Raw genomic sequence first — 24,434 nt, forward strand, 5'->3', positions numbered from 1 at the left:
TGGGTCTATCCCTTGTTCCGTGCAGCCAAACGAGCCCCGAGCGGTGAGATAATAATCACCACTAGGACCACAATAATGCTGACGAAACGGGAGGCCATGTTCATAGTTACAACCGGAAATCCTGTGAAATCGGAGCGGTGCTTACCGCGAATGGCTATTAGAACTAGCACGGTGATTTTTATTGGGCAAGCACTTTTTACCTGACAAGACTCTGATTTCCAGCTGGTCACCGCGCCCGGGTTGGAACAAAAAACTAATAAAAAACGGTTGGCCAGCATATACATCAAACCAAGGACGGTATTTATGTCATTAGCTGTGGTTTATAGCCGTGCCAGCCTGGGTATTTCTGCCCCTCAGGTAACGGTGGAAGTCCACCTCTCCAACGGCCTGCCCGCCTTCAACATGGTGGGGCTGCCGGAAACTTCGGTGAAGGAGTCGCGGGATCGGGTGCGCAGCGCTCTGCTCAACGGCAACTTCGAGTTTCCCTCCAAGCACATCACGGTCAACCTGGCCCCCGCCGACCTGCCCAAGGAGGGAGGGCGTTTCGATCTGGCCATCGCCATCGGTATTCTTGCCGCTTCCAAGCAGATACCTGCTAAATACCTTCTTGATCATGAATTTTTGGGGGAGCTGGCCCTGACCGGCGAGATCCGCCCCGTGCTGGGAGTGTTGCCCGCGGTGCTGGCCTGCCGGGATGCGGGTCGCACCCTGCTGGTGCCGCGGGAAAACGGCCAAGAGGCCTCCCTCATCCAGGATGCCGAGGTGCGCACCGCCCACCAGCTGCTGGCGGTCACCGCCTGGCTGGCAGGCCAGTACGAGCTGCCCCTGCCCGAGCCCCAGAGTACGGAGAGCTTGCCCGATATCCCGGATCTGCAGGATGTGATCGGCCAGTCCCAGGCCAAGCGGGCGCTGGAGATCGCCGCCGCCGGCAGCCACAATCTGCTGTTTATCGGGCCACCCGGCACCGGCAAGAGCATGCTGGCGAGCCGCTTGCCCGGTATCTTGCCACCGCTGAGCGAGCAGGAGGCGCAGCAGACCGCCGCCATCCACTCCATCGGCGGCCTGACCCCGCGGGCCGGTCACTGGCACCACAGGCCCTATCGAACCCCTCATCACAGCGCCTCCGCCGTGGCCCTGGTCGGCGGTGGCAGTCACCCGAGACCGGGGGAAATTTCCCTCGCCCACAACGGAGTGCTGTTTCTGGACGAACTGCCGGAGTTCGAGCGCAAGGTGCTCGATGCCCTGCGCGAGCCGCTGGAGACCGGCCACATCACCATCAGCCGGGCGGCGCGACAGGTGGATTTTCCCGCCCGTTTCCAGCTGATTGGCGCCATGAACCCCAGCCCTTGCGGCCACTATGGGGACGGCCAGACCCGCGCCAGCCCGGATCAGATCCTGCGCTACCTCGGCAAGCTCTCCGGCCCCTTCCTCGATCGCTTTGACCTGACGGTGGAGGTGCCGCTGCTGCCCAAGGGGAGCCTCACCGGCAAGGCGGAGCGCGGCGAATCGAGCCGGCAGATCCGAGAGCGGGTATTGGGGGCGAGAGGGCGCATGCTGGCTCGCGGCGGGAAGCTCAACCACCTGCTGGATAGTCGTGAAATCGAAGTCGTTTGTCGATTATCGGCGCAAGATGCCGAGTTTTTGGAGAATGCCATCCAGCGGCTCGGCCTCAGCATCCGGGCCTGGCACCGCATCCTGCGGGTGTCCCGCACCATTGCCGACCTGGCCGGCCAGCCCGATATCGGCAAGGAGCACCTGATCGAGGCGCTCGGCTACCGGGCCATGGACAGGCTGCTGTCCCGCCTGCGCAGCGGCTGAACCAGGCAGGAGACGGCGACGAGGGCTCCGTTCGGGAGGTGCCTCTCCATGGTTTAACAGGTCGACGGCTGATAATATGGGCACAGATCTGACCACTTGCTGGTCTTCCACCGACAAGAAACGGACCCGACTCATGGCCAACAAGCTGATTGAGGGGCTGCGCGGCAGCCTCTCGACCCTGCTCTATTTCCTCAACACCCTGTTCTGGTTTGTCCCCATCCTGCTGCTCGGTCTGCTCAAGCTGCTGCTGCCGCTCAAGGGGTGGCGCACCCTGTGCAATGCACTGCTGGACGGCAGCGCCAGCTGCTGGATAGGTTTCAACAATCTGATCCAGAAAGTCATCATCCGAACCCCTTTTGAGGTGGTCGGAGTGGACAAAGGGAGCCGGAATGAGTGGTATATGGTCATCGCCAACCATCAATCCTGGGTCGACATACTGGTATTGCAGCGGATTTTTAATCAAAAAATCCCCTTCCTGAAGTTTTTCCTCAAGAAAGAACTGATTTGGGTACCTTTTCTCGGTCTGGCATGGTGGGCGCTGGATTTTCCCTTCATGCGGCGTTATTCCCGTAAATTTCTGGAAAAGCACCCCCATCTGAAGGGAAAAGACATAGAGACAACCCGCAAGGCCTGTGCCAAGTTCCGCCACATTCCGGTGAGTGTGATGAACTTCGTGGAGGGCACCCGCTTCACCCCCCGCAAGCATGACAAGCAGGCCGCCCCCTACCGTCATCTGTTGCACCCGAGGGCTGGCGGCGTCGCCTTTACCCTGGCCGCCATGGGGGATCAGCTGCACAAGCTGGTGGATGTCACCATCGCCTACCCGGGCGGCGTCCCCAGTTACTGGGATTTCATGTGCGGTCGAGTCAGGGAGGTCAAGGTTCGGGTCCGCTTCTTGCCGATCGAACGCAATCTGGTGGGGGATTACTTCAATGACCCCGAGTTCCAACAAGAGTTTCAGCAGTGGTTGAACGGGATCTGGCACGAGAAGGATCAGACCCTGAACCAGCTGCTGGCGAACGAGACGCCCTCAAGGACGCCATGCTAAGCCTGCTCCCCGGCCCGCTGGTGCTGCTCATCAGCGCCGGCCTGACCATCCTCTTCACCGCCCTGTGCGCCAGCCTGATCCTGCTGGTCTCCCTGGCGAAGCTGCTGCTGCCCATCCCGGCCTTCGGCCGCGCCTGCAGCCGCCTCAACAACCGCTTCATGCGTCTGTGGCTGGCCTGCAACGCCCTGGTGATCCGCCTCACCACCCGCATCGAGTGGCAGGTGGAGGACGACACCCACCTGCGCAAGGATGGCTGGTATCTCATCGTCAGCAACCACATGAGCTGGACCGACATCGTGGTGCTGGGCCACCTGTTCCGGGACAGGCTGCCGGTGCCCAAGTTCTTCATGAAGCACGAGCTCATCTACATACCGCTGCTGGGGCTCGCCTGCTGGGGGCTGGACATGCCCTTCATGCGCCGCTATTCACGGTCATTCCTGCTGAAAAATCCTCATTTGAGAGGAAAAGATATCGAGACAACCCGCAGCGCCTGTGAAAAATTCCGCCATATTCCCACCACCGTCATCAACTTCGTGGAGGGAACCCGCTTTACCGAACCCAAGCGGGATGCGGCGCGCTCCCCCTACCACCACCTGATGCCCCCCAAGGCGGCGGGGCTTGCCTTCACGCTGGCGGCCATGGGGGATCAGTTCGACAGCCTGATCAATGTCACCATCAGCTACCCGGACAACATGGAGACGCCGTTCAAGGACTTCCTGATGGGCCGGATGAAGCGTATCCGGGTGCGCATCGAGGAGCTGCCGGTGGACGAGGAGCTGGTGGGGGATTACTTCAACGACAAGCAGTTCAAGCGTGGCTTCCAGCAATGGCTGAATCAGCGCTGGCAGGAAAAAGATCAGGTGCTGGCCCAGTGGCAGGGGGCAGAGGCGGCTCAGGCCGAACCGGTTCCCGTCATCGAGGCGGCGTCAGACAAGAGCGCAGAGGCCAACTCGGGCAGTTGATCCTCACTGAAAACCCGGATCCCGTGGCGGCGCAGCAGGGCCGTGGTCTTGCCCTCCCCCGTCACGGAAATGCCCTCGAAGCGGCCGTTGTAGATGCGGCCACTGCCGCAGGAGGGGCTCCCCTCTTTGAGCAGGGCGAAGCGAATGCCCTGGGCCTGGCAGAGCCGCAGCGCGAGCTCGGCGCCTGCATCGAACTCGGCCGTCACATCCAGCCCGCTCGCGGTCACCACCCGCTCTCCCTGCCGCTCGGCAGGAGGACGCGGGGTCGGCAGGCCGCCCGCCACCTCGGGGCAAAACGACAGCACTCGCCCCTCGGCCCCCAGGGCCGTCAACCAGTCGCTGAGGATCCCCTTGCTCTGGCCGTCGTAACGCACCGGCTGCCCCAGCAGGCAGGCACTCACCAGCACTTTCTGCACTTTCTGCACTCCGGCTTCACTCATGCTTCCGCTCCGTGCATCACCTGATCGAACATCACGCAGCAAGGATTCTCCAGCCGGTAGAGGATGGCGGGGCGTTGCTTGCCGGTGCGCTTGCGGCCGGTATCCACCAGCACGTCGGCCCGGTGGATCCGCTTGCGAAAGGCCGCCGTGTTCATGGGCGTCTGCAGGATGATTTCGAAGGCACGCTGCACCTCGGAGAGGGTGAACTCGCTCCCCAGCAGTTGCAGCGGCAGGGTGCTGTAGCGGCTCTTGATCCGCAGTCGCTCCACCCCCTTGGCGATGAGCTGGACATGGTCGAAGGCGAGACCCAGCCCCGGCAGGGCAGAGAGCGGGTGCCAGCGACCACGCACCACTTCCACCTCGGGCTCCACCAGGCACAGATAAACCAGGGTGGTGGACCAGCCACGGGGATCCCGCTCCAGATTGCCGAGGGTGCAGACCTGCTCGCTGTAGCAGAGCCCCAGCCCCCACTCCGTCAGCAGACGGTGGAGAGCGGCATCCAGATCCCGGTCACGGGTCTCGTCGATGCGCAAGGCCGGCAGTTGCCAGCATTGGGCAAAGGGGGGGCGATCGCGGGTCTCGAGGAGCAGTTCCAACCGCTCATCGTTCAGCCGCAGCACCACCATATCAAGACTCATTCTCGGCATCTCGGTCGACCTGCTCGCCTTCTAATAATGTTTGGTAGATAATATCACAAGAATATTATGTGCAGGAGCCACCCATGGGAATCGTCGCCAGCCTGGATATTGATGCGCAGAAGGGCTTCACCCCCCTCTGCCCGAACGAACTGCCCGTCGCGGGCGGGGATGAGATCGTGGCTGCGCTCAACGCCCAGGCGGCCCTCGCCAGCCTGAGAGTCGGCAGCAAGGATGCCCATCCCCGCAATGCGGCCTGGGTCGTGACCGACCCCGCCAGCATGTTGCTGCCCCTGGATCTGCCCAACGCCGATCTCACCTGGCCGGCCCACTGCGTGCCGGGCACCCCGGGCTTCGAACTGCTGGAGGGCCTGCCCGCCCCCATCGACTACGACTTCTTCGTCTGGAAGGGGGTCGAGCCGGATCTGCATCCCTACGGTGCCTGCTTCCACGATCTGGCGGAGCGTCGCAGCACCGGGCTCATCGAATTCCTGCAGGCGCGCGGCGTCGATACCCTGCTGGTGGGCGGTCTGGCCACCGATTACTGCGTCAAGACCAGCGTGTTGCAACTGCGCCGGGCCGGTTTCAGGGTCATCGTTCACCTCGATGCCTGTCGCGGCATCGCCCCCGAGACGATAGCCCAGGCCCGCACCCAGATGACTGAGGCTGGCGCCGAACTGGCCCAGACCCTGACCGATGTACAACAGCTGCTGGATGCCTGATATGTCTCCCATCCTCACCCGTCTCGTCGACACCGACGCCCGTGAGCTACCCATGCAGCAGGGGAACGATGCCGTTCGCTCCCGCCTGCGAGGAGCCTGATATGCCTCCCATCCTCAACAGTCTGCTCGACACCGATGCCTACAAGCTGCACATGCAGCAGGCGGTGTTCCATCGTTATCCCGATGCCGAGGTGGTGGCCGAATTCCACAGCCGCAACGAAGAAGACTTGCTCCCCATGATGGGGGAGATCGAAGAGCAACTGCACCTGGCCGGCTCATTGCGACTGACCAGGCCGGAACTCAACTTCCTCGCCGAGCGCCCCTTCTTCACCGCCGATTACCTGGATCACCTGCGCCGCAAGCCGCTGGATGCATCATTATTGCGGGTGTTCGAGCAAGATGGCCGCATCAACGTTCGCGTAGAAGGCTCCTGGCAGGACGTTATCCTGTGGGAGATCCCCGTCCTCGCCATCATCAGCGAGATGCGCAACCGCTTCCGCTATCCCCAGTTCGGGGTGAGCCAGGCCCTCACCCGGCTGGATCAGAAGATCGACAAGCTGGAGCGGGACCTGAGCCCCGAGGAGATGCAGGAGTTCAACCTCATCGACTTTGGCACCCGTCGCCGCTTCTCCCACGCCGTGCAGGATGCCGTGGTGGGCCGCCTCAAGGAGCGCCTGCCGGCGTTTCGCGGCACCAGCAACTACCAGCTGGCCCAGAAGTACAACCTGCCCGCGGTGGGCACCCAGGCCCACGAGTGGTTCCAGGCCCATCAGCAGCTCGGTTTCCCGCTGGAGCACAGCCAGCGCGCCGCCCTCACCAGCTGGCTCGACGAATTCACCAACCACCTCGGCATCGCCCTGACCGACTGCATCACCATGGATGCCTTCCTGCGGGACTTCGACTTCGAGCTGGCCAGCCGCTATCAGGGGCTGCGCCACGACTCCGGCGACCCCGTGGTGTGGGGGGAAAAGGCCATCAGCCACTACCAGCGCCTCGGCATCGATCCCACCGAGAAGACGCTGGTGTTCTCCGACGGCCTCAATCTGGACAAAGCCGTGGAGCTGCTGCGCCACTTCCGCGGCCGCATCAACACCAGCTTCGGCATCGGCACCAAGCTCACCTGCGATCTGCCCGGCGTCAGCCCCATGAACATCGTGTTCAAGCTGATGGAGTGCAACGGCGGCCCGGTCGCCAAGATCTCCGACAGCCCGGGCAAGACCCTGTGCCGGGATGCGGACTTCATCCGCAACCTCAAGCAGGCCTTCCACATCGGGGTCTGAGCAATTTTGCGGCCCGCCGCTTGCGCATCGGGCCGACAGCCCCCTACCATAACCCCCATCCCAGGCCCGACAGCATGTCGGGCCTTTCTCTTGTCCCCTTTGCAGAAGGATTTGTTCATGCGCCGTCACTGGATTGTTGCCCTCACCACCCTGTTTGCCAGCCTGCTGGGCAGTCAGGCGGCCCTGGCCGCCGAGCCGCTTCGCGTCTCCGCCATTCCCGATGAGGCCCCCACCGAATTGCAGCGCAAATTCGCCCCTCTCGGGGAGTACCTGGCCGAGAAGACTGGCCGCGAGGTCGTGTTCGTGCCGGTCAATGACTACGCCGCCGTGGTCGAGGCACTGGCCGCCGGCAAGCTGGACATGGCCTGGCTGGGGGGCTTCACCTATGTGCAGGCACACCGCCGGGCCGACAAGGTGGTTCCCCTGGTGCAGCGTCAGGAGGATGCCCAGTTCACCTCCAAGTTCATCGCCAATGCAGGCAGCGGCATCCAGACCCTGGCCGACACCAAGGGTCATGACTTCGCCTTCGGCTCCCCCTCCTCCACCTCGGGTCACCTGATGCCGCGCCACTTCCTGGCCGAACAGGGCATCAATCCGGACCGTGACTTCACCCATGTCGCCTACTCCGGTGCCCACGACGCCACCGTCGCCTGGGTCGCCTCCGGAAAGGTGCCGGCCGGTGTGCTCAACGCCTCGGTCTGGGAGAAACTGGTCGAAGAGGGCAAGGTCGATACCAGCAAGGTCAAGGTGATCTGGACCACGCCGACCTACTTTGACTACAACTGGACGGTGCGCGGCGATCTGGATCCGGCGCTGCAGGCTCAGCTCAAGCAAGCCTTCCTCAGCCTGGACCCGGCCATCCCGGCCCAGGCCGAGATCCTCAAGCTGCAGCGGGCCAGCCGTTTCATCGAGACCAAACCCGAGAACTATCAGGGCATCGAAGCGGCTGCCACCCAGGCCGGTCTGCTGAAGTGACCGCCGTGACGCTGGCCGGCGCCGGACTGACGCTCGGCCAGAGCCGCATCCTGCACCCGCTGGATCTGCATGTCGAGGCGGGAGAGACGGTCGCCATCATAGGGCCGAGCGGGGCCGGCAAGACCAGCCTGCTGCGACTCATCGGCACCGAACTGCGGGCCCAGGGAAGGTTGACGCTGTGGGGCCAGGATCCCTGGGCCCTCTCCACCGGTGCCCGCCAGCGCTTGCGCAGCCGGATCGGCATGGTCTGGCAACAGCCGCCACTCCCCGCCGCCCAATCCGTCATGACGGCGGTGCTGGCGGGCCGGCTCGGCCAGTGGTCCCTCGGCCGGGCGCTCTGCTCGCTGCTGCGTCCCTGTGATCCCGCCGGAGTCCTGGCCGAACTCCAGCGCCTGGGTCTGGCCGACAAGGGGCAACAACGTTGCGGCGAACTCTCCGGCGGCCAGTTGCAACGGGTCGGCATCGCCCGGGTGCTCTATCAGCAGCCGGACTTGATCCTGGCGGACGAACCCGTGTCTGCCCTCGATCCCGTGCTCGCCAGGAGCAGTCTGGAGGCCCTGCTGCACCAAGCCGGTGCCCGGGGCAGCACCCTGATTGCAAACCTGCATGCAGTCGAGCTGGCCCTCGGCCTGTTCCCCCGCATCATCGGCCTGCGCCAGGGCCGCATCCAGTTCGACTGCCCCGCCAGCGAGGTCAACCAGACCATGCTGACCGCCCTCTACGCCGGTGACGACGAGGCGAGTGCATGCCTGCGCTGAGCCGCTGGCGTCACCCCCTGCCCTGGTTGCTGACACTGGTCGGGCTCAGTCTCTGGCAGCAAGGCCAGGGCTGGATCGGCCTGTTCGATGGCCAGAGCTGGCGGCAGATGGGCAACTTCCTCGCCACCAGCTGGCCCCCCCGGCTGGATGCAGACTTCCTCCTGCTGACTCTGAGGGCCGCCCTGGAGAGCCTGGCCGTGGCCACCCTCGGACTCTTTGGCGCCCTGCTGCTCGGCATTCCATTCGCCCTGCTGGGCTCCCGTGCCCTGTCGCTGGCAGAATTGGGCCCGATACCCAGCCCGCTGCGCACGGCCTTGCGTGCATTCTCACGCCTGGTCGCTATCCTGCTGCGCAGCCTGCCTGAGCTCATCTGGGCACTGCTGTTCGTGCGCCTGTCCGGCCTGGGGCCGCTGGCGGCCATCCTGGCCATCGCCGTCAGCTATGGCGGCATGCTGGCCAAGGTCTACAACGAGATCATGGAGAACGGCGCCCTGCAACCGGCCAGAGCCTTGCTGCTCAGCGGCAGCGGCCGCCTGCAGGCGCTCTGGTACGGCGTGCTGCCCGCGGTACGTCAAGAGCTGCTCTCCTACACCGTCTATCGCTGGGAGTGCGCCCTGCGCGCCTCCGTCATCATGGGGTTCGTCGGCGCAGGCGGGCTCGGCCAGCAGCTCGAGCTATCCTTGCGCATGTTCGCAGGTCCGGAAGTGGCGACCCTGCTGCTGGCCTTCATCCTGCTGGTCACTTTGGCCGACGGCCTCAGCGCCTGGCTGCGGCAGAGCCGCTTCCCCGGTCTGTTGCTGCTGACCTGCCTGGGGCTGGCCGGCGTCATGGCGCTGGGGCTGCTGGACTGGCGCATGCTGAGTTTCTCCTCCACCGGGCTTGGGCAGTTCATCGCTGAGTTTTTCACCCCGGACTGGTCCTGGCCCTTCCTGCGCCTGGTCGCTGGTGGCCTGCTCGATACGGTGCAGATGGCCGTTCTGAGTACCCTGTTCAGCGCCTTGCTGGCACTGCCTCTGGCGGTGCTGGCTCGCCACTGCTGGCCGCTGCGGCTGTTGTTCAACCTGCTGCGCTCCGTGCCCGAGCTTATCTTTGCCAGCATCCTGGTCATCGCCGTCGGGCTCGGCCCGGTGGCGGGCATACTGGCGCTCACCCTGCACACCACGGGCGTGCTGGCCAGGTTGTTCGTGGAAACCCTGGAAAATGCCGAGCAAGCCCCCCGGCTCGCCCTGCAACTGGCCGGAGCCGGGCGGATCGCCAGCTTCTGGTACGGGCTCTTCCCCCTGGTCGCACGCCAGTGGCTGGCCTACAGCCTCTATCGCGGCGAAATGAACCTGAGGGCCGCCACCATCTTGGGGGTAGTGGGCGCCGGCGGCCTTGGGCAGCAGCTCTATGTCTCCCTGAGCCTGTTCCGCTACGACCAGGCCGCCACCCTGCTGCTGGCCATATTGCTGCTGGTCTGGCTGGCGGAGGCCATCAGCCGCCGCACCCGCCTGCCGCGGGCCAGCTCCCCGCGCGACTGCCAGATCTGAGCCTCCGGATGGCGATGCGCCATCAAACAAAAAGCCCGCCGGTTCGCACCGGCGGGCTTTTTTCATGGATTCAGCCTGGGTCAGTCTTTCTTGGCCAGCAGGAACTTCACTAGCTGGTTGAACTGTTCCTGGGAAGTGATGGATTCAATCTTCACCATGTACTTGCCGTTGACCAGGAAGGCCGGCACACCGCGCACGTTGTAGGTCTCGGTGTTGCGATCGAACTGGGAAACCATGCCGGAAACGGCAAAGCTGTCGACGGCGCCGTCAAACTCCTCGGCCGCGACACCGTTGTCCACGAAGATCTGTTTCACATCGGCACGGCTCTGCGGGATCTGACGCTGGACGTGGATCTTGTCGAAGATGGCCGGGGTCAGCTTGCCTTCAACGTTTAGCAAGTTGGCAACCGCGTAGGCACGCTGCATCTCCGGGCCCATCTCGCGGCCGAGGAAAGCCACCGGGCTTTTCTTCATCGGCACGCCTTCCGGCAGGCTCTTGGCCAGATCTTCGGCGATTGGTTCAAACTTGGCGCAGTGCGGGCAGAAGTAGGAGAAGAACTCCAGCACTTCTGGCTGAGCGCTGCCAGTCTGGGTCACCACGTCATAGTTGACGCCTTCCTTGAATTGCGGGGCGGCGTGAACCATGGGGATCATCAGCATGGCAGCGAGGAAAAATAGTACTTTTTTCATGACGTTTCCTGTTAAGGGATCACAGTGAGGCACGCCCGGCGAACCGAAGCAGTCCAAGCCTATTGCGTCACCCCTTCGCCGTCAATGGCAAAGGCGCGATGGCGGAGTGCTCCTCCCCGCCCGCAGGAAAAGCCCCCACCCCTTACCAGTTCGGCATCAGGCTGAGGGGCGGAGCCTTCAGAGCTTCTAGCTGATCGTGCAGGGTCGCTATCTGCTGGCGCCAGTAGTGATCGCTGTTGAACCAGGGGAAGTGACGAGGAAAGGCCGGATCTTCCCAGCGCCGCGCAAGCCAGGCCATGTAGTGAACGATGCGCATGGCGCGCAGGGGCTCTATCAGCGCCAGCTCCCGCGAGTCGAACTCCATGAACTCCTCATAGCCCGCCAGCAGGGTATCGAGCTGGATCTGCTGCTCGTTGCGATCCCCGGAGAGCAGCATCCACAGATCCTGAACGGCGGGGCCGGTGCGGCAGTCATCGAGATCCACGAACAGGGGGCCGTCGCGCCACAGGATGTTGCCGGGGTGGCAATCCCCGTGCAGGGAGATCTGGGCCACCTCCAGGGTCATGGCGTCACACACATGGTGGATCAGCTCGTCCAGCACCCCGTAGAACTGCTTGGCCAGTCCGCTCGGCACCCACTCTCCGGCGGCCAGCAGCTGGCGCGGTTCGTGCAGCATGGTTTCTACATCCAGCCTGACCCTGTGGTGGAAGGGACGGCTGGCCCCGATCCGGTGAATACGGCCGAGATAGCGACCCACCCACTCCAGCTGATCCAGGTTGTCCACCTCGAACTGGCGACCACCGACGCTCTGCCAGATGGCAAAGGCGTAGCCCTGATGCTCCAGCAGGGTCTCACCGGCGAAGGCGAGCGGCGCCGCCACCGGGATCTCCTCGTCGTTGAGACAGGCGGCGAAGCCGTGCTCCTCCAGGATCTGGGCCCTGTCCCAGCGACCGGGACGGTAGAACTTCACCACGTAGCGGCGGCGATCCTCATCCTGAAACTGGTAAACCCGGTTCTCGTAGCTGTTGAGCTCGATGAGGCCGGAATCGATGCGCAGGCCGCTGAGATCGATGGCATCCATGATGAGGTCGGGATTGAGATCGGAATAGTTGAAACGCATGTCATCCACCATGAGAAAGGGGCGCTGTTGCGCCCCATACTATCACCACTCATCACAAGGGTGGGCCTAATCGGCCACCCTTGCTCCCATCAGATGTCAGCCTGCCCCGGACCCGGCATCATAGCCGGCCGATGAACTTGCTGGCCTGGCGCAGGTGGCCCTTGCGATCGTCCGGCGCCGCCCCCTCTCGGGTGAGCACGAACTGGATGTCCAGGGTGGGCCGCTTCAGGTTGAAGGGATCCACCGCCAGACTCACCGGCAGGGTGTAGATCTCGCCCGGTTTGAGGGTGACCTCCCGCGGGCCGAACCACTCATATTCGGGCAGCCCTTCCACATCCAGTTGATAGCGCTGGGATTGCAGCGTCTTGTTGAGGATCTTGAGGGTGTAGGTGTTCTCGATGAGCCCCTCGCTGTTCTCCCGGAACAGCTGGTTGCGATCCCGCAATATGTCGAGCCCCATGGGCATGATGGACATGGCGTTGTAGACGAAGACGCCCAGCATGATCACCATCACCAGGCCATAGCCGAGCAGCTTGGGCCGCGCCACCTTGGTCTGGTTGTGGGCCAGCTTGTGCTCTGTGGTGTAGCTGATGAGCCCCTTGGGGTAGCCCATCCGGTCCATGGTCTGATCGCAGGCATCGACGCAGGCGCCACAGTTGATGCACTCGTACTGCAGGCCGTCGCGGATGTCGATGCCGGTCGGGCAGACCTGGACGCACAGATCGCAGTCGATGCAGTCCCCCAGCCCCAGCGCCTTGGGATCCGCCTTGCGACCGCGAGGGCCCCGTGCCTCGCCACGCTTGGTGTCATAACCGACGATGTAGGTGTCCTTGTCGAACATGGCGGACTGGAAACGGGCATAGGGGCACATGTGGATGCACATGATGGCCCGCATCCAGCCCGCGTTGCCATAGGTGCAGGCGGCGAAGAACAGCACCCAGAAAATGACCCAGCCACCCGCTGCCAGGGTGAAGAACTCTGGCACCAACCGGTACACATCCTGGAAGTAGGCGACGAAGGTGAGGCCGGTGCCGAGGGACAGCAGGATCCAGGCCAGGTGCTTGGCCCCCTTGCGAGCCAGCTTCTCGCCGCTCCAGGGGGCGGCATCCAGCTTGCGGCGTTTGTTGGCCGAGCCTTCCAATTTCTCTTCGAACCAGATGAACATGAAGGTCCACACCGTCTGCGGGCAGAGATAGCCACACCAGACCCGCCCGAGGAAGGTCGTGACGAAGAAGAGGCCGAAGGCGGCGATCATGAATACCCAGGCCAGCAGGGTCAGATCCTGCGGCCAGATGGTGGCACCGAAGATGTGGAACTGCTGGTGCTCCAGGTCGAACAGCACGGCCTGACGACCGTCATAGCGCAACCAGGGAAGGGCGACGAAGAAAACGACGAAGAACCAGCCCATGGCCTTGCGCACGCGCTGCCAGTAGCCGGTCTGGGATCTCACATAGATGCGGTTGCCGGGGTTGAACCTGTCATCACCGGCCTTGAACGTGTGGGGATTGAAGGTCCCGGTGACATCGCCGGAGACATCCTTGGTATCGATCTTGTCCTTGTCGGCCATTGCAACACATCGCTCCACTTATCTTGTTATGAAGCCGATTATATCTTAAACAACCTGCTAATTGTGTGGGTTAAATGTATCTATAGTTCGAGTCCCGTCGCAATTTCAGATAACAAAAAAGGCCCATCGTCAGTTGACTGATGGACCTTATTGATGGTCTCTTTTGAAAACCACCTAACGTTCCGGCAGGGGCAGGCTTTACTTGATGCCGCGGGCCTTGAGCAAGGCTTCCTTGAAGTCGGGTACCTGATCCTTGGCGAGCCCCGGGATCATCGCCTGCTTGTCAGACTCGCGCATCTTGAGGTGGTAGATCAGCATGTCGTCGGTCAGCTCGGACAGGACGCCGTCATAACCGGCCTCCGCCGCCAACTTGGCGATGAACTGTACCAGACTCAGATCCTGATCCTTGATCCAGGCGGGTTGCAGCAGCTCCAGCAGCTCTTCGATACGATGACATTGCATAGACGACCTCTTTAAATCTGTCTTGTGAAACTCAGGCAACCTTACCCATCAAGGCTACTTCGATACGATCCCGTCCATTATGCTTGGCCTGATAGAGGGCCGCATCCGCTTTTTGGACCAGTTCGGCCATGGAAAGGCTCTGATCCGGCACCAGGGTCGCCACCCCGAAGCTACAGCTGACCCGACCGGAAACCAGCGACTTCTGATGGGGGATCCCCTGGGCACGCAGGGCGGCGCGCACCTGCTCGGCGATCTGGATCGCCCCCTGCTGGCTGGTACAAGGCAACAGCAGAGCAAACTCCTCACCGCCGTAACGAGCCGCCAGATCATCCTCCCGCCTCAATACTTCCGCCAGCAGCCCCCCTACCTGCTGCAGACACTCATCTCCCAGCTGATGGCCGTAGTGATCGTTGAACTGCTTGAAGTAATCCACGTCTACCAGCACCAGGGAGAGGGGCGCCCTCGCCCGGTGGCAACGGCGCCACGCCCGGGCCAGGCTGTCATCCAGGTGAGCCCGGTTGGCGATGCCGGTCAAGCCATCCAGCCTGGAGGTGAGCCTGAGATGCTCGGAGACCGCCTTGAGCTCGGCCACCAGATCCGCGTTGGAGAAACGATGATAGAGGGAGGCGGCCTGATCCCGCCGCAGGCGACGCAGCAGCGTCGGCAGAAACACGAACAGATAACCCGCCAGCAGACAGGAGACGATGCGCTCCTGCTCGTTGCCGACACTCAGCTCGAACAACATGGCGAATCCCAGCGGCAGCACGGCCCCATAGAGAGTGCGGCGACTGCCAAACAGCATGATGGCACTGCCGGTGAGGATCAGGCTGGAGAGCATCAGCATGGCGGCGCGATAGGTATCGGGCAGCTTGTCCATGTAGAGCAGCACCCCGAGCGCCCAGATGATGGAGGTGATGGTGGCCCCGATGAACAGCTCCCGTTCCAGTACCGGCAAGGGCAGGTGGATCAGGTTGGGGCGTCGCCAGCACAGGTGCCACCAGCGTCCCAGCAGCAACAGGCAGACCAGCCCCAGCCACCCCAGTGCCTCTTCGGCCGGTAGATAATCATGGAACAGCAGGCTCCAGCCAACCGCCAGCAGCGCCAGACAAGGCAGACTGAATAAGGCATTGGCATAGAGCTGACCCATGATGGCCTGCTGCACCTGACGTGTGACGCTCTGGGTCAACGGCTTGCTCCCTGTACATTAGCCGACCAGTCTACCACCGCCCCTTCCGTGCCAACAATCAATCGGCCGCTATTAAGCTGCGACTCAGCTTGGTAGGCGGGTCAATATGAATCTCACTGCACCGCCTGCTCGCCTCAGCCCCGTTCCAGCTCGTCGAGAATGGGGCATTCCGGGCTCGCATCCCCGTGACAGCAACCCACTACCTCCTCGAGTGAGGCCAGCATGGCCTGCAGGCCGGCAATGCGGGTGCGCAGATCGACGATCTTCTCTTGGGCCAGCTTTTTGACCTGGGCACTGGTCCTGTGCTCATCCCGATAGAGCGCCAGCAACTCCTGGCACTCCTCCAGGTTGAAACCGGTCTCCCGCGCCCGCTTGACGAAGCGCAGCTCCCGCAATGCCCCGTCGCTGTAACTGCGGTAGCCGTTGTCGCTGCGTACCGGCGCCGAGATGAGGCCGATGCTCTCGTAGTAGCGGATGGTCTTGGCGGTCAGGCCCGTCGCCTTGGCAACCTTGCTGATGTTCATGCGTGCCTCCTTAAACGTGCGAATGATTGCTGACATGGGAACCCGCCTTGGGCTGCCAGCGTTTCAATAACAGAGAGTTGCTGAGCACTGTGATGCTGCTGAGCGCCATGGCCGCACCGGCCAGCTCAGGGCTTAGATAGCCCAGCGCCGCCAGCGGAATGCCGATGATGTTGAACACGAAGGCCCAGAACAGGTTCTGCTGTATGGTGCGCCAGGTGGCTGCCGAGATGTCGATGGCATCCGCCACCAGCCGTGGGTCAGAGCGCATGAGGGTGATGGAAGCCGTCTCCATCGCCACATCGGAACCTGAACCCATGGCGATCCCCACGTCGGCCGCCGCCAGGGCCGGGGCGTCGTTCACCCCGTCCCCCACCATGGCCACCAGACCGCTGACCTGGCTGCGCAGGGCCTCGACCTTCTCCACCTTGCCAGCAGGCAGCACGGAGTCGAAGGCGCCATCCAGTCCCAGCTTGGCGGCGATATGGGCCACCGGCGCCGGCGCGTCGCCGCTCACCAGCCAGCTGGCGATGCCACGCTGGCGCAGGGTAGCGATGGCGTCCGGGCTCTCGGGCCTCAGGGTATCCGCCAGGGCGGCGATGCCGACCGCCACCCCGTCGATGGCGACCCAGACCCGGGTCGCCCCGTCATTATCCGCATCCAGCGCCTCTTGCACAGGCTGGGCGATGCCAAGCCCGGCCAGCAGGGAGGGATTGCCGATGGCCACCTGGTGACCCGCGACCTTGCCGAGGATGCCGGCACCGACCCGCACCTCCACGGCTTCCGGCTGGGGCAGTTCAGTACCGCTTACCGCCTCCCGCATGGCCAGCGCCAGCGGGTGTTCGCTCGCCTGTTGCAGGGCGGCAGCCAGACGCAGCTGCTCATCGTTGCCACTCCAGCTCGCCAGCACAGGTTTGCCCTGGGTGAGAGTACCTGTCTTATCGAAGATCAGCGCCTTGATGGCATGTGCCTTCTGCAGGGTATCCACGTCCTTGATCAGAATGCCGTGGCGCGCCGCCACCCCGGTACCGGTGACGATGGCGGCCGGCGTGGCCAGCCCCAGGGCACAGGGACAGGCGATGACCAGCACGGCCACCGCCGCCAGCAGCGCCTGACCAAAATCGTTGGTGAGGGCGTACCACACCAGCAGGGTAAACAGGGCGCTCACCATCACCACCGGCACGAACACGGCGGAGACCCTGTCCACCAGCTGTTGCAACGGAGCCTTGCCCATCTGGGCATTCTCCACCAGGGCGATGATCTTGCTGAGGCTGGAATCCTCCCCCACAGTCGTGGCTTCGATCTCCAGCACGCCGGAGCGGTTGATGGCGCCCCCCAGCACGTTGTCCCCCAGGGTGCGCAGCACCGGCAGACTCTCACCGGTGAGGATGGATTCATCCAGTTCGCTCTCACCGCTGGTGATCTTGCCATCCACCGGCACCCGTTCCCCCACCAGTACTCGCAGCCTGTCGCCACGCAATACCTCGTCGACGGCCAGGCTCTGCCACTTCCCGGCGCGCCAGACGGTGGCACTCTCCGGGCGCAGGGCCATCAGCTCGCGAATGGCGGACTGGGTGCTGCGTCTGGCCCTGGCCTCCAGCAGTTTGCCGAGGGAGATCAGGGTGATGATGATGGCGCTCGCCTCGAAGTAGAGCTTGCCGCTGGCGGCCATGCCCAGAGTCGCCAGCAGATAGAGGCTGTAGAAATAGGCGGCGCTGGTGCCGGTCGCCACCAGCACGTCCATGTTGGCGGAGCGGTTCTTGATGGCGAGCCAGGCACCGCGATAGAAGCGAGCCCCGATCCAGAACTGCACCGGGGTGGCGAGCACCAGCTCCAGCCAGGCGGGCAGATGCCAGGGCAGCAGCCCGGCCATGGCGAGCATCCCCACCAGCAGCGGCAGAGTGAGCAGAGCCGAAACGCTGACCTGGATCAGCGCATGGTGGGCGGCGGCAGACTCTTGCTCTTCCCGGGCCAGCAACTGTTGACGGCGGGCACTGGCACTGCCCTGTGCCAGCTGGGCACCGAAGCCCAGCCCTTCGATCTGCTCGCGCAACGAGGCCGGCGTCTGGACGCCAGGCACCAGGGTAATACGGGCCTGCTCGAGGGAAAAGTTGACGTCCGCGGCGATGACACCCGGCAGTGCACTCAGCATCTTGCTGAGTCGAGCCGAACAACCGGCGCAGGTCATGCCGGTAATTTGAAACAGCAACGTCTCTTCGCCGTAGTCGTAACCTTGTGCCTTGATGCTCTCCAGCACCGCCGGCAACTGGGTAGCCTGGCTCAGCTCGATGGCCGCCTGCTCCAATGCGAAGTTGACGGTGGCTTCGACCCCGTCGAGTTTGTTGAGGGCGGCGGTGATCCGGCTGGCGCAGTTGGCGCAGCTCATGCCGCTGATGGGAAGTTGAATGTGCATGGTCATAACGATGCTCCTCAAAGCTGACCCACAAACATTAACCTTTACTGTAAGGGTAAGCTCAAGCACCTGTCCCACTTTTTGTGCAAATAAAAGACGGCGCCTGTTGGCGCCGTCTTTTTCGCTTCTGTCATGCCATGCCGATCTTCGCTTGAACCGGACAAAGCGCGGGGGCTACAGGTCGTCAGATCCCGTACTGGGCGCGATAGGCCTTCATGGCCGCCAGCTGCTCGGCCAGTTCGGGGCGCTCTGCCTGCTGCTCTTCCAGATACTGGATCAGATCGGCCATCTGGATGATGGCGATGATGTGGGCACCGTAGTCGCGTTCCACCTCCTGGATGGCGGAGAGCTCTCCTTTGCCTTTCTCCTGGCGATCCAGCGCGATCAGCACCCCGGCCAGGGAGGCACCGTTGGCCTGGATCAAGTCCATGGATTCCCGAATGGCGGTACCGGCGGTTATGACGTCGTCCACCAGCATGATGCGCCCCTTGAGCGGGCTGCCCACCAGGTTGCCACCCTCGCCGTGATCCTTGGCTTCCTTGCGGTTGAAGCACCAGGGCACATCCACGTCGTGTTGCTCCACCAGCTGCACCGCGGTGGCGGAGGCGATGGGGATCCCCTTGTAGGCCGGGCCAAACAGCACGTCGAATTCGATGCCGGCATCCATCAGGGCGGCGGCATAGAAGCGGCCGAGGCGGGCCAGGTCGCGACCGCTGTTGAACAGGCCGGCGTTGAAGAAGTAGGGGCTCTTGCGGCCGGATTTCAGGGTGAACTCACCGAATTTGAGGACCTGCTTCTCCAGGGCGAACTCGATAAATTGACGCTGGTAGGCTTTCATTCTGGCTCCTTGCTTGGCGTGTATTTCACTTGTGTGGGGGTATAAAAAAACGCGGTCAATGCCGCGTTTTTCAAAACAGAAATCAGGAGAGCGACTGCTTCTGCAGCGCGATGATATCGGCGATACCATCTTTGGCGAGCGCCAGCATGGCCAGCAGCTCCTCATGAGTGAAGGGCTCGGCCTCCGCGGTGCCCTGCACCTCGATGATGCGACCGTCTTCGGTCATCACCACGTTCATGTCGGTCTCGGCGGCGGAGTCTTCGATGTACTCCAGATCGCAGATGGCTTCCCCTTCGAACATGCCGACGGAGACGGCGGCGATCATCTGCTTGAGCGGGCTCTGCTTGAGCATGCCTTTCTCGACCATCCAGTTCAGCGCATCCACCAGGGCCACGCAGGCGCCGGTGATGGCGGCGGTACGGGTGCCGCCATCGGCCTGCAGCACGTCGCAATCCACGGTGATGGAGTGCTCACCCAGGGCGGTCAGGTCCACGGCGGCGCGCAGGGAACGAGCGATCAGACGGGAGATCTCCAGGGTGCGGCCACTCTGCTTGCCGGCGGCGGCTTCGCGGTTCATGCGCGAATGGGTGGAGCGCGGCAGCATGCCGTACTCGGCGGTGACCCAGCCCTGCCCCTTGCCCTTCAGGAAGCGCGGCACGCTGGTGTCGACGCTGGCGGTGCACAGCACCCGGGTATTACCGAATTCCACCAGTACGGAGCCTTCCGCATGCTTGGTGAAGTGGCGGGTGATGGTAACCGGGCGCACTTGTGCGGCACTGCGATCGCTGGGACGTGGCATGGAACTGACCTCTGGGCTGGCGGAATTGGCGCAGGAGTATAAGTGATCCCAGCCCAAATATCAGCCGCTAAAACCGAGGCCGCGGCTGACGGGGGGAGCCCGGCTGGGTATACTGGCCCCACACTTCATCAAGCCCGGAACAATCAATGATTCACAGCATGACCGCCTACGCCCGCAAGGAACTCAAGGGCGACTGGGGCACAGCCGTTTGGGAAATTCGTTCGGTCAACCAGCGCTATCTGGAGACCTACATCCGGCTGCCGGAGCAGCTGCGCAGCCTGGAGCCTGTGCTGCGCGAGCGGTTCCGTGCCAAGCTGCAACGCGGCAAGGTGGAGTGCAACCTGCGTTTCGAGGCTGCCCAGGCTGCCGCCAGCCAGCTCCACATCAATGAAGAACTGGCCAAACTCATCATCGACAGCGCCAGCTGGGTGATGAAAGAGGCGGGCCAGGGTCAACTCAACCCGGTAGATGTGCTGCGTTGGCCCGGCGTCATGGCCGCCGCCGAGCAGGACATGGACGTGGTCGCCACCGAGCTGATGAGCGGTTTCGACCTCACCCTGGACGACTTCCTCGCCTCCCGCGCCAGCGAAGGAGCCAACCTCAAGGCACTGATCGAGCAGCGCCTCGACGGCATCCAGGTGGAAGTGAAGAAGGTGCGCGAGCACCTGCCCCAGATCATCGAATGGCAGCGCCAGAAGCTCACCGACCGCCTGAGCGATGCCAAGGTGGAGCTGGATCCCGTCCGCATCGAGCAGGAGATCGTGCTGCTGGCCCAGAAGATCGACGTGGCCGAAGAGCTGGACCGCCTGGAGATGCACATCGGCGAGACCACCAAGATCATGAAGAAGGGGGGCGCCTGCGGCCGCCGTCTCGACTTCATGATGCAGGAGTTCAACCGCGAATCGAACACACTCGGCTCCAAGTCCATCAACGCCGAGGTGACCCAGTCCGCCGTCGAGCTGAAGGTCCTCATCGAGCAGATGCGCGAGCAGATCCAGAACATCGAGTAACCTTCCCGCTCGATGCATCAGCCCCCGCCATGCGGGGGCTTTTTGTTGCTGCCAGTGTGAAGCGTCCTGGCGGCCCCCCCCTCTTCAGCCATCAGGGGCCTGCGATGGCAGGCCCCTGATGTTTTCATGCTTCTCTGTCGCCGTCAGACGGGTTGCTTGAGCCTGGCGCTTCGCAGCAGCAGGGGGAGCTGATAGATCACTAGGGCGCCGAGCACCAGGCCGGCACCGGCCAGCTTGGCGCCCCCCAGCGGCTCGTCGTAGAAGAGGGTGCTCAGGATCAGGGTCCAGACCGGTTCGAGCAGCATCAGCAGGGCGGCGTGAGCCGTGGTCATCCGGCTCAGGGCATGGGTCAGCAGCCAGTATCGCAGGGTGGTGGCGATCAAGACGCTGGCGGCGAACCAGCCCCAGATGCCGTGACCGATGTCGGCGGGCCACTGTTCGGTGAGCAGGGAGAGCAAGCTGCCGAGCAGACCCGTCATCGCCAGCTGGACGCAGGTGAGCCAGGTGGGAGGAATGGACTGGGCGAAATGGCGGTGAACGGCGAGCTGGATGCCGAGAGTAGCGGCCGCCGCCAGAAACCAGAACAGGGAGAGAGAGACGCCCCAGTGAGTGCTGCTGGAGAGCAGCAGCAGCCCGGCGATGGCCAGCGGCAGGGTCAGCCAGTAGTGGCGACCGGGTCTGGCCTTGAAGGCGGCCCAGGCGGCGAGCGGCGCCATCAGGGTCGCCACGCTCATGATGAAGGCGCCGCTGCCCAGCGCATCGCTCTGGCTGATGGCGGTGACCCAGAACAACAGGCTGGCCCCGAGCAGGGTACCGCAGCCGGCGGCACGCAGCAGTTGGGCGCGGCTGGGGGGCGGCTCGCGCAGCCAGGCGAGGGGTAGCAGCAAGAGGGCGGCCAGCAGGAAGCGGCTGCCGATAAAGGCGGCGGGGGGCAGTTCTCGAATGGCTTCTTTGGAGAAGAGCCAGCCGGTGGCGGCCAGCAGGGTGACCAGCACCATCAGCAGCAGGGGAGCGCGGTTCATCGGATCGTCGTGACAAGGGGAAAGCGAAGAGCATAAAGGAAAGCCCCCCGGATTGTCGCTGGCGTTTTCAGCCGCATCCCCGAGCACCGCGACAAGCGGGGCCGACCGGAATCAGCCCCTCAGCAAGCGGAGCCCGATCGAAGCCGGGCCCTCGTGGTCAGTCGCTTTCCAGGCTCGCGAGGCAGTGGGACAGGGTGCGGGCCAGGGCCCCCTGATTGCGCAGCACCACGGCGCGGGCCTGCTCCCCCATTTCGCGGCGGGTGCCCTCGTCCGCCAGCAGAGCGCTGACCCTGTCACCGAGCTCGGCACTATCCGCCACCAGGGCGGCGCCACCCTGAGCCAGCAGCTGGCGGGTGATGTCGCTGAAGTTGAAGTAGGCGGGACCCGTCAGGCAGGGCTTGCCGAGCGCCGCCGGCTCCAGCAGATTGTGGCCGCCGATGGGCACCAGGCTGCCGCCGACAAAGGCCAGATCCGCTGCCGCCAGCATCAGCGGCAACTCCCCCATGGTATCGCCAAGATAGACGCCGTCGCTCGGTTTGAGCGGCGCTCCCTGCTGACGGCTGCGCCGCACGCAGCCATAGGGGGCGCACAGCTCGGCCACCCGTTCGAACCGCTCGGGGTGGCGCGGCACCAGAATGAGCAAGGCCTGCGGATGATCCCGCTGCACCCGCTCGAAGGCGGCGAGCACCTGCTCATCCTCCCCCTGATGGGTGCTGGCGGCGATCCAGATCGGCCGATCCTGCCCGAGCTGCTGGCGCAGGGCGCGGCCCCGGTCGATCACCTCGTCCCCCAGCCGGATGTCGAATTTGATGGAGCCGGTCACCGCCAGCCGCTCGCGGCCGATGCCGAGGCGATGGAACCTGTCCCCATCGTCCTGATGCTGGCACAGCAGATGGCTCAGCGGCCGACTGAGGGCGTCGAAGGCTCCCTGGAAACGGGCATAACGCTGGCAGGAGCGCTCCGACAGGCGCGCATTGAGAATGGTCACCGGCAGGTGGCGCGCCTCGCAGGCCGCCAGCCAATTCGGCCACAGCTCCGTCTCCACCACCCAGAGGGCGCGGGGCTTGAAGGTATTGAGGAAACCCGACACCGCCCAGGGGTAGTCGAGGGGGGCGTAGCGATGCATCACCAGATCCCCCAGTTTCTCGGCCTGCTCGGCACCGGTGCGCGTGGTGGTGGTGAGCAGGATGGGGAGATCCGGCCGCTCCGCCTTGAGGGCACGGATGAAGGGGCTGATCGCCAACGTCTCCCCCACGCTCACCGCGTGGATCCAGAGTGGTGGTGCTGACGGCTCGCCCAGGCGATCACTGGCCGGGAAGCGACCAAGATGCTCGGCCCAGCGCGCCCCGAAGCCCGGCTTGCCCTTTTTGGGTCGATAGAGGGCCAGCAACGCCAACGGCAAGCCCAGATGGATCAGCAGGTTGTAGAGCAACCGGTAGATCATGCTAGGTTCCTTCGGGTTTGGTAGCGGATCCATCCACCGGCTGCAAGGCGATGGTCAGATCCGCTGCCTCGCCGCGCTCCAGCCGCTGTCCCGCCGCGATGACCTGCTCCGGCATCAGCTCGATCAGGCACTTGAGGTGACCGAACTTGCAGGTGCGCTTGAAACAGGGGCGGCACTCGATGTCGGTGTGCACGATTTCCACCCGATCCGCCAGGGGCGGCGTGTAGAGCGGCGAAGTGGAACCATAGACGCCGATCAGCGGCCGGTTGAGGGCGGCGGCGACATGCATCAGGCCGGAGTCGTTGGCGATGACCCGACCGGCCAGCGCCATCAGGTCGATCGCCTCGTGCAGACTGGTCTTGCCTGCCAGCACGTGGCAGTTGGGGCGCGACAGGGGATTGATCCGGTCGCGGATGGTGTTGGCCACCTCCACATCCTTGCCGGAGCCGAAGATCCACACCTGCCAGCCTTCGTCCAGGTGCTTCTGGGCCACCACGGCGTAGTGCCCCTCCGGCCAGCGCTTGGCCGGGCCGAACTCGGCACCGGGGCAGAGCACCAGCACGGGGCGGGCGCGATCCAGTCCGAGCCGCTCCAGCGCCTTGTCCTGATTGACGAGATCCACGTGCAGGGATGGATGGGGGATGGCCGGGATGTCGGCCCGGCTCTTCATCTGCGCCTTGGGGTAGGCCAGGGCCAGGTAGCCCTCCACCATCAGCGGGAAGGCCTTCTTGTTGCTGCGCAGATCGTTGAGCAGGCCGAAGCGGTGCTCCCCCTTCCAGCCGGTGCGCACCGGGATCCCGGCGAACCAGGGGATCAGCGCCGACTTCATGGAGTTGGGCTGGATGATGGCCTGATCGTAGCCCTCGGCCGCCAGCTGCTTGCCGAGCCGGCGGCGGGCCCCCAGCTTGAAGTCACCGTGGCCAAGGGGCATGGGGATGGCCTTGTCCACCTCGGGCATCCGTTCGAGCAGCGCCACGCACCAGGCCGGTGCCATCACATGCAGCTCGCTGCCCGGGTGGTTGCTCTTGAGGGCCTTGTAGAGGCTCTGGGACATCACCATGTCGCCGACCCAGGAGGGGCCGATCACCAATATTTTCATCTCGCGCATCTCTCGGGTCAGGCCCGGCGGTTGGTCGTTACTGGTCGAGATTATGCCCCAAGAATGGCCGGAGAAATAACAGAAGATCCCTCCCCGC

General features: G+C 63.9%; 23 protein-coding genes. 9 read left to right on the plus strand and 14 right to left on the minus strand.

Features of this window, described 5'->3' with window-relative positions:
• The first annotated feature begins 303 nt into the window (after positions 1–303).
• The 3 genes from ABNP46_RS20465 (at position 304) to ABNP46_RS20475 (ending at position 3,828) form a co-directional block, all read left to right on the plus strand.
• Positions 304–1,818, plus strand: a complete 1,515-nt coding sequence (locus ABNP46_RS20465; protein ID WP_349920289.1) for a YifB family Mg chelatase-like AAA ATPase — start codon at positions 304–306, stop codon at positions 1,816–1,818.
• 133 nt (positions 1,819–1,951) lie between these two features.
• Positions 1,952–2,866, plus strand: coding sequence for an acyltransferase (locus ABNP46_RS20470; protein ID WP_349920290.1), 915 nt, complete (start codon positions 1,952–1,954; stop codon positions 2,864–2,866).
• On the plus strand, positions 2,860–3,828 hold the full coding sequence (locus ABNP46_RS20475) for an acyltransferase (RefSeq protein WP_349920292.1): 969 nt from the start codon (positions 2,860–2,862) through the stop codon (positions 3,826–3,828). The genes ABNP46_RS20470 and ABNP46_RS20475 overlap by 7 nt, the downstream gene beginning before the upstream one ends.
• Here the strand turns inward: ABNP46_RS20475 and ABNP46_RS20480 are convergent.
• Positions 3,759–4,268: a DUF523 domain-containing protein gene (locus tag ABNP46_RS20480; RefSeq protein ID WP_349920294.1), complete on the minus strand. Its 510-nt coding sequence runs from the start codon at positions 4,266–4,268 to the stop codon at positions 3,759–3,761. The two genes, ABNP46_RS20475 and ABNP46_RS20480, sit on opposite strands and share 70 nt — an antisense overlap.
• Complete coding sequence (locus ABNP46_RS20485; RefSeq protein WP_349920296.1) at positions 4,265–4,915, minus strand: NUDIX hydrolase; 651 nt, start codon at positions 4,913–4,915, stop codon at positions 4,265–4,267. Before ABNP46_RS20485 ends, ABNP46_RS20480 begins: the two co-directional genes overlap by 4 nt.
• Before the next feature lie 74 nt (positions 4,916–4,989).
• On the opposite strand from ABNP46_RS20485, the gene ABNP46_RS20490 reads away from it, so the two are divergent.
• The 5 genes from ABNP46_RS20490 to ABNP46_RS20510 all read left to right on the plus strand — a co-directional run bounded on the left by ABNP46_RS20490 (position 4,990) and on the right by ABNP46_RS20510 (position 10,167).
• Positions 4,990–5,625: a nicotinamidase gene (locus tag ABNP46_RS20490; protein ID WP_349920298.1), complete on the plus strand. Its 636-nt coding sequence runs from the start codon at positions 4,990–4,992 to the stop codon at positions 5,623–5,625.
• 101 nt (positions 5,626–5,726) lie between these two features.
• Positions 5,727–6,905 (plus strand): nicotinate phosphoribosyltransferase, encoded by a 1,179-nt coding sequence (pncB, locus tag ABNP46_RS20495; protein WP_349920300.1) that lies wholly within the window; start codon positions 5,727–5,729, stop codon positions 6,903–6,905.
• A 117-nt stretch (positions 6,906–7,022) separates the two neighbouring features.
• The gene (locus tag ABNP46_RS20500; RefSeq protein WP_349920302.1) at positions 7,023–7,880 is read left to right on the plus strand and encodes a putative selenate ABC transporter substrate-binding protein; all 858 of its coding nucleotides are present in this window, start codon (positions 7,023–7,025) and stop codon (positions 7,878–7,880) included.
• Positions 7,877–8,638 (plus strand): phosphonate ABC transporter ATP-binding protein, encoded by a 762-nt coding sequence (locus tag ABNP46_RS20505; protein WP_349920304.1) that lies wholly within the window; start codon positions 7,877–7,879, stop codon positions 8,636–8,638. Before ABNP46_RS20500 ends, ABNP46_RS20505 begins: the two co-directional genes overlap by 4 nt.
• Entirely contained in the window at positions 8,626–10,167 is a 1,542-nt protein-coding gene (locus ABNP46_RS20510; RefSeq protein WP_349920305.1) for a PhnE/PtxC family ABC transporter permease, read from the plus strand. The genes ABNP46_RS20505 and ABNP46_RS20510 overlap by 13 nt, the downstream gene beginning before the upstream one ends.
• A gap of 80 nt (positions 10,168–10,247) precedes the next feature.
• Here the strand turns inward: ABNP46_RS20510 and ABNP46_RS20515 are convergent, their stop codons facing one another.
• The 9 genes from ABNP46_RS20515 to rph form a co-directional block, all read right to left on the minus strand.
• The gene (locus ABNP46_RS20515; RefSeq protein ID WP_349920306.1) at positions 10,248–10,856 is read right to left on the minus strand and encodes a thiol:disulfide interchange protein DsbA/DsbL; all 609 of its coding nucleotides are present in this window, start codon (positions 10,854–10,856) and stop codon (positions 10,248–10,250) included.
• Between the two features lie 142 nt (positions 10,857–10,998).
• Positions 10,999–11,988 carry a serine/threonine protein kinase gene (locus tag ABNP46_RS20520; RefSeq protein ID WP_349920308.1) on the minus strand — a complete coding sequence of 330 codons (990 nt, stop codon included), beginning with the start codon at positions 11,986–11,988 and terminating at the stop codon, positions 10,999–11,001.
• A 106-nt stretch (positions 11,989–12,094) separates the two neighbouring features.
• The gene (gene ccoG / locus ABNP46_RS20525; protein WP_349920310.1) at positions 12,095–13,543 is read right to left on the minus strand and encodes a cytochrome c oxidase accessory protein CcoG; all 1,449 of its coding nucleotides are present in this window, start codon (positions 13,541–13,543) and stop codon (positions 12,095–12,097) included.
• A gap of 198 nt (positions 13,544–13,741) precedes the next feature.
• On the minus strand, positions 13,742–14,005 hold the full coding sequence (locus tag ABNP46_RS20530; RefSeq protein ID WP_349920311.1) for a YihD family protein: 264 nt from the start codon (positions 14,003–14,005) through the stop codon (positions 13,742–13,744).
• Positions 14,006–14,036: 31 nt separating this feature from the next.
• Positions 14,037–15,191 carry a GGDEF domain-containing protein gene (locus tag ABNP46_RS20535; RefSeq protein ID WP_349920312.1) on the minus strand — a complete coding sequence of 385 codons (1,155 nt, stop codon included), beginning with the start codon at positions 15,189–15,191 and terminating at the stop codon, positions 14,037–14,039.
• Positions 15,192–15,325: 134 nt separating this feature from the next.
• Positions 15,326–15,715 (minus strand): Cu(I)-responsive transcriptional regulator, encoded by a 390-nt coding sequence (gene cueR / locus ABNP46_RS20540; protein ID WP_042644653.1) that lies wholly within the window; start codon positions 15,713–15,715, stop codon positions 15,326–15,328.
• A gap of 10 nt (positions 15,716–15,725) precedes the next feature.
• Positions 15,726–18,131 carry a heavy metal translocating P-type ATPase gene (locus tag ABNP46_RS20545; protein WP_349920313.1) on the minus strand — a complete coding sequence of 802 codons (2,406 nt, stop codon included), beginning with the start codon at positions 18,129–18,131 and terminating at the stop codon, positions 15,726–15,728.
• A gap of 178 nt (positions 18,132–18,309) precedes the next feature.
• Entirely contained in the window at positions 18,310–18,963 is a 654-nt protein-coding gene (pyrE, locus tag ABNP46_RS20550; protein WP_349920314.1) for an orotate phosphoribosyltransferase, read from the minus strand.
• An 82-nt stretch (positions 18,964–19,045) separates the two neighbouring features.
• The gene (gene rph, locus ABNP46_RS20555; protein WP_349920315.1) at positions 19,046–19,762 is read right to left on the minus strand and encodes a ribonuclease PH; all 717 of its coding nucleotides are present in this window, start codon (positions 19,760–19,762) and stop codon (positions 19,046–19,048) included.
• 146 nt (positions 19,763–19,908) lie between these two features.
• On the opposite strand from rph, the gene ABNP46_RS20560 reads away from it, so the two are divergent.
• Positions 19,909–20,772 carry a YicC/YloC family endoribonuclease gene (locus ABNP46_RS20560; RefSeq protein WP_349920316.1) on the plus strand — a complete coding sequence of 288 codons (864 nt, stop codon included), beginning with the start codon at positions 19,909–19,911 and terminating at the stop codon, positions 20,770–20,772.
• A 143-nt stretch (positions 20,773–20,915) separates the two neighbouring features.
• Here ABNP46_RS20560 and ABNP46_RS20565 read toward each other — a convergent pair whose 3' ends face one another.
• The 3 genes from ABNP46_RS20565 to waaF all read right to left on the minus strand — a co-directional run bounded on the left by ABNP46_RS20565 (position 20,916) and on the right by waaF (position 24,337).
• On the minus strand, positions 20,916–21,794 hold the full coding sequence (locus ABNP46_RS20565) for a DMT family transporter (protein WP_349920317.1): 879 nt from the start codon (positions 21,792–21,794) through the stop codon (positions 20,916–20,918).
• A gap of 157 nt (positions 21,795–21,951) precedes the next feature.
• Positions 21,952–23,238: a lipid IV(A) 3-deoxy-D-manno-octulosonic acid transferase gene (gene waaA, locus ABNP46_RS20570; RefSeq protein WP_349920318.1), complete on the minus strand. Its 1,287-nt coding sequence runs from the start codon at positions 23,236–23,238 to the stop codon at positions 21,952–21,954.
• Position 23,239: 1 nt separating this feature from the next.
• Positions 23,240–24,337, minus strand: coding sequence for a lipopolysaccharide heptosyltransferase II (gene waaF, locus ABNP46_RS20575; RefSeq protein WP_349920319.1), 1,098 nt, complete (start codon positions 24,335–24,337; stop codon positions 23,240–23,242).
• Positions 24,338–24,434: the final 97 nt, after the last annotated feature.

Origin of the sequence: Aeromonas veronii, from assembly GCF_040215105.1 — a bacterium.
In the GTDB taxonomy this organism is placed as follows: Bacteria; Pseudomonadota; Gammaproteobacteria; order Enterobacterales; family Aeromonadaceae; genus Aeromonas; species Aeromonas veronii_G.